Origin of the sequence: Bradyrhizobium sp. AS23.2 (genome assembly GCF_001908185.1) — a bacterium.
Taxonomy (GTDB): Bacteria; Pseudomonadota; Alphaproteobacteria; order Rhizobiales; family Xanthobacteraceae; genus Bradyrhizobium.
The window spans coordinates 1-14,565 of the sequence record NZ_LGHM01000012.1 but is presented as its reverse complement, the minus strand read 5'-3'; the positions used below and the strand labels follow the sequence as shown (position 1 = coordinate 14,565).

Annotated in this window: 13 protein-coding genes; 3 read left to right on the top strand and 10 right to left on the bottom strand. The window is 61.8% G+C overall.

Annotation, left to right across the window (positions count from 1 at the left end; genetic code table 11):
* Positions 1–7: 7 nt before the first annotated feature.
* From AC630_RS02280 to AC630_RS02235, 10 genes are all read right to left on the bottom strand, one after another.
* The gene (locus AC630_RS02280) at positions 8–1,624 is read right to left on the bottom strand and encodes an acyl-CoA carboxylase subunit beta (RefSeq protein ID WP_074116864.1); all 1,617 of its coding nucleotides are present in this window, start codon (positions 1,622–1,624) and stop codon (positions 8–10) included.
* 4 nt (positions 1,625–1,628) lie between these two features.
* Positions 1,629–3,014 (bottom strand): phenylacetate--CoA ligase family protein, encoded by a 1,386-nt coding sequence (locus AC630_RS02275; RefSeq protein ID WP_074116863.1) that lies wholly within the window; start codon positions 3,012–3,014, stop codon positions 1,629–1,631.
* A gap of 147 nt (positions 3,015–3,161) precedes the next feature.
* Positions 3,162–3,761 (bottom strand): TetR/AcrR family transcriptional regulator, encoded by a 600-nt coding sequence (locus tag AC630_RS02270; RefSeq protein WP_074116862.1) that lies wholly within the window; start codon positions 3,759–3,761, stop codon positions 3,162–3,164.
* 88 nt (positions 3,762–3,849) lie between these two features.
* Entirely contained in the window at positions 3,850–5,007 is a 1,158-nt protein-coding gene (locus tag AC630_RS02265) for an ABC transporter substrate-binding protein (RefSeq protein ID WP_167561118.1), read from the bottom strand.
* 37 nt (positions 5,008–5,044) lie between these two features.
* The gene (locus tag AC630_RS02260; RefSeq protein ID WP_074116860.1) at positions 5,045–6,091 is read right to left on the bottom strand and encodes a branched-chain amino acid ABC transporter permease; all 1,047 of its coding nucleotides are present in this window, start codon (positions 6,089–6,091) and stop codon (positions 5,045–5,047) included.
* On the bottom strand, positions 6,091–6,930 hold the full coding sequence (locus AC630_RS02255) for a branched-chain amino acid ABC transporter permease (protein WP_283808378.1): 840 nt from the start codon (positions 6,928–6,930) through the stop codon (positions 6,091–6,093). Before AC630_RS02255 ends, AC630_RS02260 begins: the two co-directional genes overlap by 1 nt.
* 30 nt (positions 6,931–6,960) lie before the next feature.
* Positions 6,961–8,820, bottom strand: a complete 1,860-nt coding sequence (locus tag AC630_RS02250; protein WP_074116858.1) for an AMP-dependent synthetase/ligase — start codon at positions 8,818–8,820, stop codon at positions 6,961–6,963.
* Positions 8,817–9,593: an ABC transporter ATP-binding protein gene (locus AC630_RS02245; protein WP_074116893.1), complete on the bottom strand. Its 777-nt coding sequence runs from the start codon at positions 9,591–9,593 to the stop codon at positions 8,817–8,819. The genes AC630_RS02250 and AC630_RS02245 overlap by 4 nt, the downstream gene beginning before the upstream one ends.
* On the bottom strand, positions 9,590–10,381 hold the full coding sequence (locus tag AC630_RS02240; RefSeq protein WP_074116857.1) for an ABC transporter ATP-binding protein: 792 nt from the start codon (positions 10,379–10,381) through the stop codon (positions 9,590–9,592). Before AC630_RS02240 ends, AC630_RS02245 begins: the two co-directional genes overlap by 4 nt.
* 98 nt (positions 10,382–10,479) lie before the next feature.
* Entirely contained in the window at positions 10,480–11,289 is an 810-nt protein-coding gene (locus AC630_RS02235) for an enoyl-CoA hydratase-related protein (protein WP_074116892.1), read from the bottom strand.
* On the opposite strand from AC630_RS02235, the gene AC630_RS02230 reads away from it, so the two are divergent.
* The 3 genes from AC630_RS02230 to AC630_RS02220 form a co-directional block, all read left to right on the top strand.
* The gene (locus AC630_RS02230; RefSeq protein WP_208866947.1) at positions 11,288–12,310 is read left to right on the top strand and encodes an enoyl-CoA hydratase/isomerase family protein; all 1,023 of its coding nucleotides are present in this window, start codon (positions 11,288–11,290) and stop codon (positions 12,308–12,310) included. The genes AC630_RS02235 and AC630_RS02230 overlap by 2 nt on opposite strands.
* 1 nt (position 12,311) lies before the next feature.
* Complete coding sequence (locus AC630_RS02225) at positions 12,312–13,463, top strand: isovaleryl-CoA dehydrogenase (RefSeq protein WP_074116855.1); 1,152 nt, start codon at positions 12,312–12,314, stop codon at positions 13,461–13,463.
* Positions 13,464–13,556: 93 nt separating this feature from the next.
* Positions 13,557–14,565, top strand: a 1,009-nt coding sequence (locus AC630_RS02220; protein WP_074116854.1) for an acyl-CoA dehydrogenase family protein, incomplete at its 3' end; no start/stop codon positions are given.

The window sequence follows — 14,565 nt, the reverse complement described above, 5'->3', positions numbered from 1 at the left end:
CTCCGCCTCACATGCGAAACACGCCGAATCGCGTCTCGCGACGCGGAGTCCGGCTTGCAATATCGAGCAACAACGTCATCACATCCCGCGTTTCCGCCGGCTCGATCACCCCGTCGACCCACAGATGCCGGGCAAAATTGTAGGCGTTGGCGAAGGTTTCGTACTCGCGCCGGATCGGGTCCTTGAACGCTTTCTCCACCTCCGCGGTCCACTCCTGACCATTGCGCTCGGCGATTTGCCGCCGCACCAGCGCAAGCGTCGTCGCCGCCTGCTCAGGCCCCATGATCGCAGCACGCCCGTTCGGCCACATGAACATGGCCGTGGGGCGAAAGGCCCGCCCACACATCGCGAGATATCCCGCGCCGTATGATCCGCCGACGATGATCGTGTACTTCGGCACGGATGCGGAGCTCATCGCCGTGATGAACTTCGCGCCGGCCTTCGCGATGCCGCCAGCCTCTGCTTCGCGCCCGACCATGAAGCCCGAAACGTCGGCCAGAAACAACAGCGGAACATCGCGCTGGCAACACAGATTGATGAAGTGGGTTGCCTTCAGCGCGGACTCGGTGAACAGGACGCCGGCATTCGCCAGAATTCCAACTTGGTGGCCGTTGATGCGACCAAATCCCGTGATCAGCGTGTTGCCGTACTCGGCCTTGAACTCCTGCAACTCGCCCGCATCCAGCAGGCACTTGAGGATGGCCCGGGTATCGGTCGGCTTGCGAGCATCACGGCTCACGATCTCGTAAATCCGCTCGGCCGGATGCAGCGCAGGCGCCGGAGCAGCTTGCGTCCGGCGCGGGCTGGCGGAAGCCGGCAATTCCGCGACAAGCCGGCGCGTGATGGACAATGCATGGGCATCGTTCTCGGCCAGATGATCGGTCACTCCGCTCACGCGGCTGTGCATCGTCGCACCACCCAAGGCCTCGGCATCGGTCTGTTCGCCCGTCGCGGCCTGAACGAGCTGCGGTCCGCCAAGGTACATAAACCCCTGCCCCCGCACGATCACGACCTCGTCGCACAGCGCTGGAATGTAGGCACCGCCGGCCGTACAAGCGCCCAGCACAACAGCGATCTGCGGAACGCCGTCCGCGGACATTCCAACCTGGTTATGGAAGATCGAGCCGAACAGCCCCTCATCGGGAAAGATGTTGGCCTGATCGGGCAGGAATGCACCGCCGGAGTCCACCAGCGTGATGCAAGGCAGGCGGTTGTCCCAGGCGAAGCGCTGCGCGCGCACGTGCTTCCGGCAGGTCATTCCAAAATACGTGCCACCCTTCACCGTGGCGTCGTTGGCGATGATCATGCATGAACGCCCGGCAATCGTGCCGACGCCTGTGATCAGGCCCGCGCCTGGGGGAACACCTTCGTAGAGTCCCTCGCCGGCAAGATCGGCCAGTTCGAGAAAGGGCGAGCCTGGATCAATCAAGGCATCGATGCGCTCGCGCGCCAGGAGCTTGCCGCGCTCGCGATGCTTTCGCCGTGCGGCGTCGGGCCCCCCGACTCTCGCCGCTCGGCGTCGCTCAAACAGATCATCCAGCAGCTTCCGATAGGCTTCTCGGTTCAGATCCGCTTCTGAAGCAACTGATGCCGTCTCGAGGTTCTCGACCAGTCCGCCAGTCATACCCTCACATCCCCCTCAATTCAGGCATCTTTCGCAGCGTCAACGACACCTTTCGCGCGCCGGGCTTTTCGAAGAAATTCGCGTCGATGATCGTGACGTCGGCCTTGACCGACAGCGCGTTTCGAATGCGTCCCTCAATATTGCTCTTGAGAACCGCATCGCCTTTCGGATCCGCTCCCTCGGCGCGCTCGACGAGAACCTTCAGATTGTCTTGGGTCGTGTGACCGGGGAAGTCGGCGACAACGCGCATGACGCGATTTGTCCCCGGCGTCGCGGCAACGACGTCCTGGACCGCCGACGGAAACAGATTGACCCCACGCACGATCAGCATGTCGTCGGTGCGACCGAAACACCGGACGGCGGGCGTTGTCCGCACCCCGCCCGAGCGCCCGTCGCTCGTCACGATGACATGGTCGCCACTTCGGAACCGCAACACCGGCGACGCCTCGCGGCCAAGCGCAGTATAGACAAGCTCGCCCGTCGCGCCGACATCGAAAGGCCGAACGTCGCCGCTTTCCGGATCGATCAGCTCAACCAGGATATGATCGGGCGCGACCATGTACATGCCGCCGTCGGCGTTGCTCTCGGCCCAATAAGTGCACCCCAGATCGGTGCCACCCATCAGCTCGCGGCAGGTCGCATTCCAGCGCTGCTCGATGGCCTGACGCACGGCCGGAATGCCGCCGCCGGGCTCCCCGCCCACGATCAGGCATTCGACCCCGAGGTCGGCCGCTTCGACACCAGCGAGCTCCTTTGCCTTCTCTGCGAGGAAGAGCAGAAAGTTCGGAGTGCCGACGATGCAACGCGGACGAAGATCGCGGCAGGCGATCAGCAGCCGGTCGAAACCGCCGTCCGCGCCGATCGGAATATCGCGCGCACCCAGATACTGGATCGCCTGGAAAATCGGAATGCCGCCAACAAATCCCTTGCTCATGGAGAAGCCGTGCAGCACGAGATCTCCCGGCCTCATCCCGCACGCGAACAGTGCGCGCGCAGTCATTTCCTGCCAGGCAAGCACATCTGCCTCAGTCAAACCGACATAGGACGGACTGCCCGTCGTGCCAGAGGACGCCTGGATCTGCACCACGTCTTCGAGCGACGCTGCAAGATGTTCGCCGAGCGGGGGCATTGCGGCAAGGCTGTCGCGCAAGTCCTGCTTGGTCGTGAACGGCACGCGCGCCAGATCCTCGATCGTACGGATACGCGACACGTCGATATTCGCCGCGCGGAAGCGGCGCCGATAAAAGGCCGATCGCGCCGCGAGATAATCGAGCTGCACCCTGAGACGATGTTCCTGAAGATCGCGGATCGCCGACGGGGACGCTGTCTCCACCCCGCTGAAGGTCGCGGCAATCGCATGGGAAAATGCCAACGGCTTACGAAATCGCATCTCACTCTCCGTCTTTTGCGGTCCACATCGAACAATGATGCCCGGTCGAGACACTCAATTGTTAGATGGCCTCGCGCAAAAAAACAAGCGGTTGACCGTTTTTTTATTAGTCACAGCAGCGACGCGGCTCGGACCAGCCGGGGCGCGCTACTTCTTGATCAGGCCGATACCTTGCAGCACCAATTCGCGGTAGATTTCGATGATCTCGTCCTGAGACAATCTCCCTCGGGGGCGATACCAGTTGCACACGCCGGTGAGCATGGCGATCACTGCGTAAGTCGTCACTTTGGGATCACGCACCCGCCAGATCTTTTCCTTGTTTCCCCACTCGAGGATATCGCGCAGCTTCCGTTCGTACGTTTCGCGAAGCCGCACGATCTCGTTCAGATGAGGCCCGGATAGGCTGCGGAGCTCCATGTTGCCGATGAAGACCTCCTCCCGCCGAGCCGTGTGCCAGCGCAGGTGGAATGCAACGAACGCCTCGAGGGCCGCAAGCGGCGTCTCGGGGCCGTTCAGATCCTTCGCCAGACCGTCAAGCAGTTCGAGCAGAACCTCCTTGAGCAGCGAGTAAAGGAAATCTTCCTTGTATTTTATGTAGTTATAGAGCGACCCGGCCTGGATTCCGACATCATCAGCAAGGTCGCGAAGCTTCATCGCCTCGAAACCATGCTGATAGATGCGTTTGATGGCGGCCTTCCGGATGGTCTCCTTGGTCTTAACCCCGGTCGAGCCTGTGGTCCTTGCCATCAATTCGTCCCTTCGTGCCGATTCTGCGATCCTACATATAGCATTTCGAACGCAGAAAACGGGCGTGAAAGCATGGGCTTATGCAGCCCTACTCTGGGACGCGGACAAAGCGCGCATTCTTGAAATCGTTCTGCAAGACGCGCACCGGCGAGTCAGAGAAGTGCTTGCTGGGCGAAAAGCCGAACGGAGCCGTGGCGCCGTTCACGGAAAACTTCTTGCCGCTCTCGAGTTGGCCGATGACGCAATCGCGTGTGAGATCCTTTTCGCAGGCACGCATCGACTGGATCAGGATGCTGGCGCCACTGTAGGACGCCATGGTGTAGCGGTTCACCTTCTTCATCTCGTCGGCGGAGAGATACTTCTTGGCGACTTCCACGAACGGCGCGGCGTCGGCGTCGGAAAGGTCGGACATGTAATCGGCCGTGTAGTAGCCGTCACCCGCCTCGCCTGAGAGCTGCTGCACGATGGGGAGGTGGGCGGTCCACACCGTCCCAACACGCAAATCCTTCAAGCCGAGCTTCTTGGCTTCCTTGAAAATCGCGACGTTCTCCGCAATGATGCCGCCCGACGCGATGAACCCCACATTCTCATTCTGGACGCGCAGCATTTCGGCCGAGAAGTCCTTCTGGCCGCGCTTATACGGAATCTCCAGCACGTTCTTCAAACCAAAGTCCTTAACCGCGCGCTGGTAGCCGAGCAGGTTGTTCGCACCGAAGTCGTCGTCCTGGTAGATCACGCCGAAACGGGCGTCCTTCTTGCCCAACTTTTCGACCGCGTACTTGACCACCGCATAAAGGGCGTTGCCATAGTCGGTCCCGATGACAAAGATGTTCTTCTTGACCGGATTGTAGGCCTGCTCGGCCGGATTAATCGAAACGATGGTGAGGACCTTCTGTTCGATGAACAGCGGCATCATCGCGTTCAGATGACTGGTGCCGGAAGTTCCGGTAACGGCGAACACGCCTTCGGCCAAGAGCTTCTGGGCCGCCTGGAACGCGCGCGCCGGGACATAACCGTCGTCCTCGGTCACCGCAACAACTTTGCGCCCCGCCACTCCGCCGGTAGCATTGGCTTCCGCAAGCGCGACCTTGGTGCCGAGATAGTGCGCTTCGCCGGCAAAGCTCACGGGTCCAGTGAGCGGCAGCACCTCGCCAATCTTGATCTCTCTGTCGGTGATTCCGGGGTCAGCTGCATGCGCAGTACCGGCAAGTGCCCCCAGCATCAGAACGCCCGCGACTCTTCTCATCAAATGCATCACTTTCTCCCTGTCGTTTCTATGGATTTCAGTAACGGAACGGCCAGTTGCTCCAAAGTCGCTTCGCATCGCGCCACAGCCCGATCAGTCCGTCGGGCTGTACCCGCAGTACGGTCATGATCACGACGCCATAGATCAGACCTCGCACTTCGAGCGCGCGTGTCGAAAAGGTCTCCGTCAACCCGCTGCCAAGCGCATCGAACAACCACCTGGTGAACTCGGGCAGCAGCGACATGAAAATGGTGCCGAGAATGGCGCCTGCGATCGACCCCAGCCCCCCGACGATGATCATCGCCAGAGCTTCGATGCTCACGAGTACGGCAAAGCTATCGACATTGATGTAACGCACCTGGTAGGCGGCGAGCGCCCCGGCCGCACCGGTGAAGAACGCGGAGAGAGCAAAGGCCATCAGCTTGTAGGCAACCAGATTGATACCCATCATCTCGGCCGCGATGTCGTGATCCCGGATGGCGACAAAGGCGCGTCCGATCCGGCTACGCATCAGGTTCGTCGCCGCGGCAACGAACAGCACACAGACCGCCAGGCTAAAATAATAGAACGACACCTTGCCGGCGAGCGAAACGCCGAGCAGATCGGCTGCCGGAAGCGACAGGCCGGCCGATCCGCGCGTCAGCCAATCCAGGTTCAGGATCGAGTGCGTCACGATGATCGTGAACGCGAGAGTCGTGATCGCCAGATAGAGTCCCTTCAGCCGCAGCGAGGGAATGCCGACCAGCAGGGATAATGCCGCCGCCAAAAGACCGCCGCAGATGATGCCTGGAACGACAGGCACCGCATAGTCGACGGCGAGGACGGCCGCAGTGTAGGCGCCGATCGCCAGAAAACCGGCATGACCGAGCGAGATCAGGCCACACACTCCTGTCAGCAGGTTGAGGCCCACAACGCCTATCCCGGTGATGAGAATAGTGGTCGCCAGCGCCAGTACATAGGAGCTGGCAACCCACGGCAAGGCCATGCAGGCGACCAGCAACGTCACTGTCCATGCCTTGACCGCGCCGGAGTCGGTCAGCGCGACCAGCTCGGGGTAGCTCTGCTTGAAATGTCCCGCCCGCATCAGACTCGCTCCACGTTGCGCGTGCCAAACAGACCGAAGGGTCGAATCATCAGAACCACCAGAATGATCACAAAGCCGATGATCTCCTTGAGGCCGCGCCCTACGTAGCCCTCGCCGAGGTTCTCAAGGATGCCAATGATGAAGCCGCCCGCGGCCGAGCCGCCTACCGCGTCGAGCCCACCGAGGATCGTCGCCGGAAATCCCCGCAGGCCGAAAGCCGACATATCCGGGCCGAGTTCATAGATTGTCGAGATCAGGAGCCCGGCGAGTCCGGCCGTACTCGCGGCGAGCACCCAGGCCAGCGCATAGATCCGTCGCACATCGATGCCCATCAATAGCGCGACGGTCTCGTCGTTGGCGGCGGCGCGCATGGCAATGCCGGATCGCGTGTAGCGGTAGAACACCGCGAATCCCGCCATGATCGCGAGCAACAATCCGATCGCGATGGCCTGCGCCAGATAGAGACGAACGGGGCCGAGCGACAAAACGATGTCTCCCGGCGAAGCAGAAAATTCCAGCGGCGCTGCGCCCCAGACCAGAACGACCAGTGACCTGATGAAGACTGCAAGGCCGACCGTCATCATCACGATCGATATCGTAGGCTCCCCGATCATCGGACGGATCAGGACAAATTCGATGAGGAGACCGAGCAACAGCGACACCGCAATGACGACGGGCACCAGGCCCCAGAAGCCGAGCCCGGTGTGAACGCCGATGGTGTGGGCGATGTATGCGTTCAGCATCATCATCTCGCCCAGGGCGAAGTTGATGACCCGGGTCGCCCGGTAGATGATAGCGAACCCGATCGCGACGAGACCGTAGATTGCGCCGACCGCCAGCCCCGACCCAAGAAGAGCAAAAAAAATAGTTCAAGCTCGTGCTCCATAAAGCTCGGAGATTTCTTGCGCGAATTTCTGTTCGATCGATTTGCGCCGAACCTTCATGGTAGCGGTCAACTCACCGTCGTCATGGTCAAGCTCCTTGCTCAACAGAGCGAACTTGCGCACCTGCGCCACCCGTGCGAAGCGGGAATTGGCCTTCTGCACGTCCTGCCCGATCAGTTCACGCACGTCGGCGACCAATGTCAGGCTACGAAACGTCGTGAACGAGAGCTGACGCTCCTGCGCCCACTTGCCCACGGTGTCGTAGTCGATCTGGATCAGCGCCGAGACGAAGTTGCGGCCATCCCCGACCACGATCGCCTCCCGGACATAGGCACTCTCCTTCAGCGCATGCTCGATTTCCGAAGGCGAAATGTTCTTGCCTCCGGACGTGATGATGAGATCCTTCTTGCGGTCGATGATCTGCACCTCGCCGTCGACGACCGCCGCGATATCCCCGGACGCGATCCAGCCGTCATTCATCACCGCTGCCGTCGCTTCGGGAGCATCGAGATAGCCCAGAAATACGGTCGGCCCTTTCATCAGCAGCTCGCCGTCCTCACCGAGACGATACTGAAGCGAGGGGATCGGAACCCCGACACATCCGAAGGCAGTTCGTCCGGGCTGCTGCTGAAAGGCGACGGCGGCCGTTTCCGTCATCCCGTAGACCTGGTAGATTGGAAGCCCGATGCAGCGGAAGAACAGAAGCGTCTCGGGCGACACTGACGCCGCTCCGCAGAAGCAGGCAGCAGCACGATAGAGACCCAGGAACCGCTGAATGTTGCGGAACATCAGCACATAGAGCAACCACGCCATGATCCTGTCGCGCAGGGTCCTCCGCTGGCCGCCGGCCGCAATCTCGCGCCGCGCGATAGGTAATGCCCGCGATAGCGCAAACTGATACGCCCAGCGGTGCAGCGGATAGGATTCCCTGATCTTGATATCAATGGTCTGCTGTAGCTTTTCCCAGATGCGCGGAACGCCGAGGAACAGGGTCGGCCCGATTTCGCGCAGGTCTGCAGAAACGGTGTCGACCGACTCCGCGAAATTCACCACGGAGCCGCAACAGAGCTGCATCACCGTCGAGAATGATCGCTCAGCGACGTGACAGAGCGGAAGATAGCAGAGGACCTCGTGATTATTTCCGTCGTAGCCGAAGGTATCGACGACGCTGCAGGCGGCTACCAGCATGTTTCGATGCGACAGCATCGCACCTTTGGGCGCGCCGGTTGTGCCCGAGGTGTAGACAATGATCGCGGGTTCGTCCGGCGAGCGCTCCGCCATCTGCTTCTTGTGAGCGACCAGCGCCGCAGGCTCCTGCTCCAGCCGACGCCGGCCGCGCTCGATCAGGTCGGCGAAGCTGATCAGGCCATCCTCCTGATAGCCTCGCATGCCTTTGTCATCGACGTAGACGATCCAGGACAGATTGGGCAGATCTGTGCGCCGGCGTGCTTCGAGGATCTTGTCGACCTGCTCCTGGTCGCCGCACACGACAACCCGCGCGCCGGAGTTCTGGAGGATGTAGGCCAGTTCCGGCCAGGGGCTGGTCGGATACAGACCGACACAAACCCCGCCGAGCGACTGCGACGCGAGGTCGGCGTACATCCATTCCGGAACCCCCTCGCCGGCGATCGCCATCCGATCGCCTGGCCCATATCCAAGCTCCGATAGCCCGAGCGCAACGAGATCCATGTTGCGGGCGTACTCGCCCCAAGTTACGCGCTTCCAGATGCCGAGCTCTTTTTCCCGGAAAGCGAGTCGATCCGGCTGGATCTCGCTCCAGAGCCGAACGAGTTGCGGCAGTGGTAGATTTCCGGCACGAGCCAGATCGCGGATCGGATTGCTCATGCCGCTTCGCCCGCGCCGCCGAGATAGGCCGCCATCACCCGCGGATCCTGCGAGACCTGCGTTGGAGTGCCGTCGCCAATCTTCCGCCCAAACTCCAGGACGACGACCTGATCCGATATATCCATCACGATGCCCATGTCATGCTCAACCATCAGCACCGTGACGTTGAGCTGCTCCTTGATATCGAGAATGAAACGCGCGATGTCCTCGGTTTCCTCCTGGTTCATGCCCGACACCATTTCATCAAGGAGAAGGAGCCGCGGCTCGATGGCCAGCGCTCGACCGAGCTCCACCCGCTTCTGCAAGCCGTACGACAACGTACCCACCGGCAGATCCCGCACATTCTGGATCTCAAGAAAGTCGATGATTTCCTCGACCCTGCGCCGGGCCTTGATCTCCTCGTTGCGGACACGTCCCCAATAGACCGCCGCCGTGAGCGGATCGGCCGAAAGCCGCGCGTGCATCCCGACCAGAATGTTGTCCACCACGGAGGCGTGGGCGAAGACCGCCAGATTCTGGAACGTGCGACCCAGGCCGCGACTCGCCATGCGATAGGCAGGAGAGTTCGTGATGTCGCGCCGCTCGAAACTCACGCGCCCGGTCGTCGGCGGCACGAGACCGCTGATCATGTTGAGGACAGTGGTCTTGCCGGCCCCGTTGGGACCGATCAAGCTGCAAATCGTACCCTGCTCGACCGAAAACGAGACGTCCTGCACGGCCTGCACGCCGCCGAACGCCTTGCCCAGCCCTTCGACATCCAGAATCGAACTCACGACAGCCACCGCTTCCGGCGCTTATAATGTTTCACCTCGCGCATGCTGCGCCGATCCCCCTTGGCACCAAGGCCCAGATAGAATTCGCAAACGTCTTCATTGCGTTTGAGCTCGTCCGAAGTCCCATCGAGCACGACGCGACCGTTTTCGAGAACGTAGGCCTGACGCGAAGCATCGAGCGCGAGTTGAGCGTTCTGCTCAACCAACAGCACTGTCAGACCGTTGTCGCGACACAGACGCTCGACCGCCGCGTAGATCGCCTGCGCCATCAGAGGCGCAATGCCGAGGGACGGCTCGTCCAGCATCAAGAGGCGAGGATTCGTCATCAGCGCTCGCCCGATGGCCACCATCTGCTGCTCGCCGCCGGACAAGTATCCGGAGAGAACCGCGCGCTTATCCTTGATCCGCGGAAATAAAGCGTAGATCTCCTCAAGCCTGCGCGCGACGTCGGCCCGTTCGGCGATGTGACCTCCCACAACGAGGTTTTCTTCCACAGTCAATTCGATGAACAGCCTGCGCCCTTCCGGCACATGCGCGATGCCGAGCCGCACGATCTCATCAGGCGCAAGCGACGTCAGATCGTGCCCTTCAAACTTGATCAGCCCGTCGCGAATTGAGCCGTCTTCTGGATAGAGAACGCCGGATATGGCTTTCAGCAGCGTCGTCTTGCCGGCGCCGTTTGCGCCGAGCAGCGCCGTCATGCCGCCGACACCGACCGTCAGCGAGGCATTACGAACGGCCTCAATGGCGTTGTTGTAGACGACCTGGAGATTTTCGACCTCGAGCATCTCGCCCCCTCGCGCCGACCTCTTGAACGGGCCTCGCCGCCGCTACCGTTAGCAAGGCTCCGCAAGCGCTGCAATAAAAAAACGGTTGCCTGTCCGTTTTATCGCCAGGCAGGCTTTCGCTTCTCCAGAAACGCCTGCAAGCCTTCGCGCGCCTCTGCCGTCTCCCACCTCTTGACCAGAGCATCCGCCGCTTCGGCGATCATCTCACCCTTGGATAGTCCGCCCGCCCTGTGAAATAGCCGCTTGGTTTCGGCGATCGCACCCGGCGCCGACCTCAGGATCGCGCCGACCTCCTCCTCTACAGCCGCATCCAGTTCGTCCTGCTCGACTACGCGATGCACGATACCGAATGCGAGCGCATCGGCAGCGGACACCGGATCACGACCAGTCAAGAAGCGCGCCCGCGCCAACGCTTCGCCGAGCCGAGCAACGACGAAAGGCGAAATCATCGCCGGGACAATGCCGAGTCTGACCTCCGACAAGCCGAACGACGCCTGCGTGCCTGCAATCGCAATGTCGCTGCAGCAAACCAGACCAAATCCCCCGCCGATCGCCGCACCATGGACGCGGGCGATGACCGGCTTCGGACATGCGTCCACAGCCACAAGCAACGCGCCGATCCGAAGCGCATCCTGACGGCGCTGCTCAGAGGAGAGATCCAGAATGCCACGCATCCACCGCAGATCGCCTCCAGCGCTGAAACTCCTGCCCTCTCCCGCGAGAACAACCGCGCGGACATCTCGCTCTTGCGACACGCGCACGACCGCATCGTTCAATGCAACAACCAGCTCGGGATTCCAGGCGTTGTGCAGTTCAGGGCGATTAAGCGCAATCCGCGCAACGCCCCGCGCGTCGACCTGACACGTCACGACGCCCGGCTGTGAGATCACCGACGATTCCTGTTTCATGACGGCTTCCGACAATAAACAAACGGTTGACCGTTGCATTCCTAGATTGGATTTGATACGCCGTCCACCGGAAAGAACGGTCACGACAAGCGAGGGGCGATTAAATGTCGCAGAATACTCGGCACCGAACCAAAGGCTCGCCAGCCGCCGACAATCCGGCGAAGATGCACAATGCTTTCCCGAAGCATACCTACGATCGATCGAAGGACATGATCCGGCGCGAACCTTGCAGCAAGGTCAATTCATGACTGTCCTTCGCGAGTTGATCCGTCCCGGCGTAGCGCTGATCACCATCAACCGGCCGGAAAAATTCAATTGCATCGATCCCGCAACGGACGCCCTGATGCGCAAAGCATGGGCCTGGGCCGAGCAGAGAGAGGACGTGCGCTGCATCGTGCTGACTGGCACGAACGGTTCGTTCTGCGCCGGCGGCGATATCGAGCGGCTCCTCCCCGATATTCGTGACCGCAGTCAGTTGAATGACGATGACGGGACCTTCTGCGGGTTGACCCGCGTCTATCCGACGAGAAAGCCGATCATTGCGGCGGTCAATGGTCTTGCCTTCGGCGGCGGCCTCGAACTCGCTCTGGCGTCCGATATCCGCATTGCCAACACCAAAGCCAGATTCGGCTTGCCGGAGGTTCAGATCGGTGTCCTGGCCGGCGCCGGAGGAGCAAGCCGCCTGCCCCGCTTCGTCGCGCCGGCCGTGGCAGCGGAAATGTTGTTGACGGGTGACCCGATCGACGCCGCAACAGCACTTCGTATCGGGCTCGTCAGCCGCGTGGTCGAGGTCGATGCGCTTCTCGACACTGCATTGAAGATCGCCGGTCGTATTGCCGCCAACGCCCCGCTGGCCATCGCAAAGACCCTCGACCTCATCCGAAAGTCGCGTTCGCTCAGTCTCGCCGAAAGCTTCGACATCGAGCGAGCCGGCCTCCGCGATCTGCTATCGTCCGCGGACGCCGCGGAAGGCTTCGCCGCATTCGCCGCAAAACGAGCCCCTCAGTTCAAGGGACGCTGAGATGACTGATCTCTACCTGCTTGACGAAACCACGAGCCAAATCCGTGACACGGTTGCGGCGTTTGCCGCGGAGCGAATTGCGCCCCTGGCCGACAGGGTGGACCGGACCGACGTGTTCCCGCGCGAACTGTGGCCCGAACTCGGCGCGCTCGGCATTCTCGGCATCACCGCTGACGAGGCCGACGGCGGAGCGGGCCTCGGCTATCTTGCCCATGTCGTCGCTTCGGAGCAGGTCTCGCGCGCGTCCGGCTCGATCGGAATTTCCTACATTGCCCACTCCAACCTGTGCGTCAATCAGATCCGCCTCAACGGCAGCGCCGCACAGAGAAAGCGCTTCTTGCCGAAGCTGATCTCGGGAGAGTACGTCGGGGCGCTCGCCATGAGCGAAGCAGGCTCCGGATCGGACGTCGTGAGCATGTCGCTCAAGGCTACCCGGCGCGGCGATAGATTTGTCCTCAACGGCACCAAGATGTGGACCACCAATGGACACCATGCCGACGTCTACATCATCTACGCCAAGACCACGCCAGATGCCGGCAAGCGCGGCATCACCGCGTTCATCGTGGAGCGGAACTCACCCGGGTTCAGCCAGGGCCAGAAGCTCGACAAACTCGGCATGCGCGGCTCCGGCACATGCGAGCTGATATTCGAGGACTGTGAGGTTCCGGAAGAGAATGTTCTGGGAAAGCTCGACGGCGGCGTCCAGGTGCTGATGAAGGGGCTCGACTACGAACGCATCGTTGCCTCGTCCGCCTCCATCGGGTTGATGCAGGCGGCGCTGGATATCGCCCTGCCCTATGTCCGCGAGCGTAAGCAGTTCGGCCGCCCGATCGGGGAATTCCAGCTGGTCCAGGGCAGGCTTGCGGACATGATGACCTCGCTCAATGCCGCACGAGCTTATTTGTATACAGTTGCTGCGGCTGCAGACCGGGGAATGCCGCTCAGGAAGGAAGCCGCCAGCGCCATCATGTTCGCGTCGGAGCGCGCGACCCAGGTGGCGCTCGATGCGATCCAGCTTCTCGGCGGCAACGGATACATCAACGATTTTGCCACAGGTCGCCTGCTGCGCGATGCCAAACTGTACGAGATCGGCGCAGGTACGACCGAAATCCGCAAGATGCTCATCGGTCGTGAACTGATGGAAGGCCATTGAACTCCGGTGACGGCGAAGCTGGGGCGGCGCGCCAACGCCATGCTCGTCCGCCCCCTCGATCATGACCGCAAGAAGACCAGGTAATTCATCGCCATGACAGCATCTGCGCAGGCCAAGGACAAGCCGACTGCGGCTTCTTTCCAGTGGGACGATCCGTTCCTGCTCGACGAGCAGCTCACCGAAGACGAGCGCATGGTGCGCGACACCGCCCGGGCCTACGCCCAGGACAAGCTGCTACCGCGCGTCTCCAAGGCCTATCTCGAAGAGAAGACCGATCGCGAGATCTTCAACGAGATGGGCGAGCTCGGCCTGATCGGCATCACGCTGCCCGAGGAGTATGGCTGCGCCAATGCGAGCTACGTCGCCTATGGCCTCGTCGCGCGCGAGATCGAGCGGGTCGATTCCGGCTACCGCTCCATGAACTCGGTGCAGTCCTCGCTGGTGATGTACCCGATCTACGCCTATGGCGACGAGAACCAGCGCAAGAAGTACCTGCCCAAGCTCGCGAGCGGCGAGTGGGTCGGCTGCTTCGGCCTGACCGAGCCCGACGCCGGCTCCGATCCGGCCGGCATGAAGACCCGCGCCGAGAAGGTCTCCGACGGCTATCGCCTGACCGGCAGCAAGATGTGGATCTCGAACGCGCCGATCGCGGACGTATTCGTGGTCTGGGCCAAGTCGGCCGCGCACGACAACCAGATCCGCGGCTTCGTGCTGGAGAAGGGCATGAAGGGCCTGTCCGCGCCGAAGATCGGCGGCAAGCTGTCGCTTCGCGCCTCCATCACCGGCGAGGTCGTGATGGACGGCGTCGTGGTTCCGGAAGACGCCCTGCTGCCCAACGTCTCCGGCCTCAAGGGCCCGTTCGGCTGCCTCAACCGCGCCCGCTACGGCATCTCCTGGGGCGCCCTTGGCGCGGCCGAAGACTGCATGCACCGCGCCCGCCAGTACACGCTCGACCGCAAGCAGTTCGGCAAGCCGCTCGCCGCGACCCAGCTCGTGCAGAAGAAGCTCGCCGACATGGAGACCGAGATCGCGCTGGGCCTGCAGGGTTCATTGCGCGTCGGCCGCCTGATGGACGAAGGCAAGTTCGCCCCCGAGATGATCT

Excerpts from the sequence above, each read along its gene's own strand:
- AC630_RS02270 (WP_074116862.1), bottom strand. The coding sequence starts at position 3,761 with ATGGCAAGGACCACAGGCTCGACCGGGGTTAAGACCAAGGAGACCATC.
- AC630_RS02250 (WP_074116858.1), bottom strand. The coding sequence starts at position 8,820 with ATGAGCAATCCGATCCGCGATCTGGCTCGTGCCGGAAATCTACCACTG.
- AC630_RS02230 (WP_208866947.1), top strand. The coding sequence starts at position 11,288 with ATGACGGCTTCCGACAATAAACAAACGGTTGACCGTTGCATTCCTAGA.
- AC630_RS02225 (WP_074116855.1), top strand. The coding sequence starts at position 12,312 with ATGACTGATCTCTACCTGCTTGACGAAACCACGAGCCAAATCCGTGAC.
- AC630_RS02265 (WP_167561118.1), bottom strand. The coding sequence starts at position 5,007 with ATGAGAAGAGTCGCGGGCGTTCTGATGCTGGGGGCACTTGCCGGTACT.
- AC630_RS02275 (WP_074116863.1), bottom strand. The coding sequence starts at position 3,014 with ATGCGATTTCGTAAGCCGTTGGCATTTTCCCATGCGATTGCCGCGACC.
- AC630_RS02260 (WP_074116860.1), bottom strand. The coding sequence starts at position 6,091 with ATGCGGGCGGGACATTTCAAGCAGAGCTACCCCGAGCTGGTCGCGCTG.
- AC630_RS02235 (WP_074116892.1), bottom strand. The coding sequence starts at position 11,289 with ATGAAACAGGAATCGTCGGTGATCTCACAGCCGGGCGTCGTGACGTGT.
- AC630_RS02240 (WP_074116857.1), bottom strand. The coding sequence starts at position 10,381 with ATGCTCGAGGTCGAAAATCTCCAGGTCGTCTACAACAACGCCATTGAG.
- AC630_RS02280 (WP_074116864.1), bottom strand. The coding sequence starts at position 1,624 with ATGACTGGCGGACTGGTCGAGAACCTCGAGACGGCATCAGTTGCTTCA.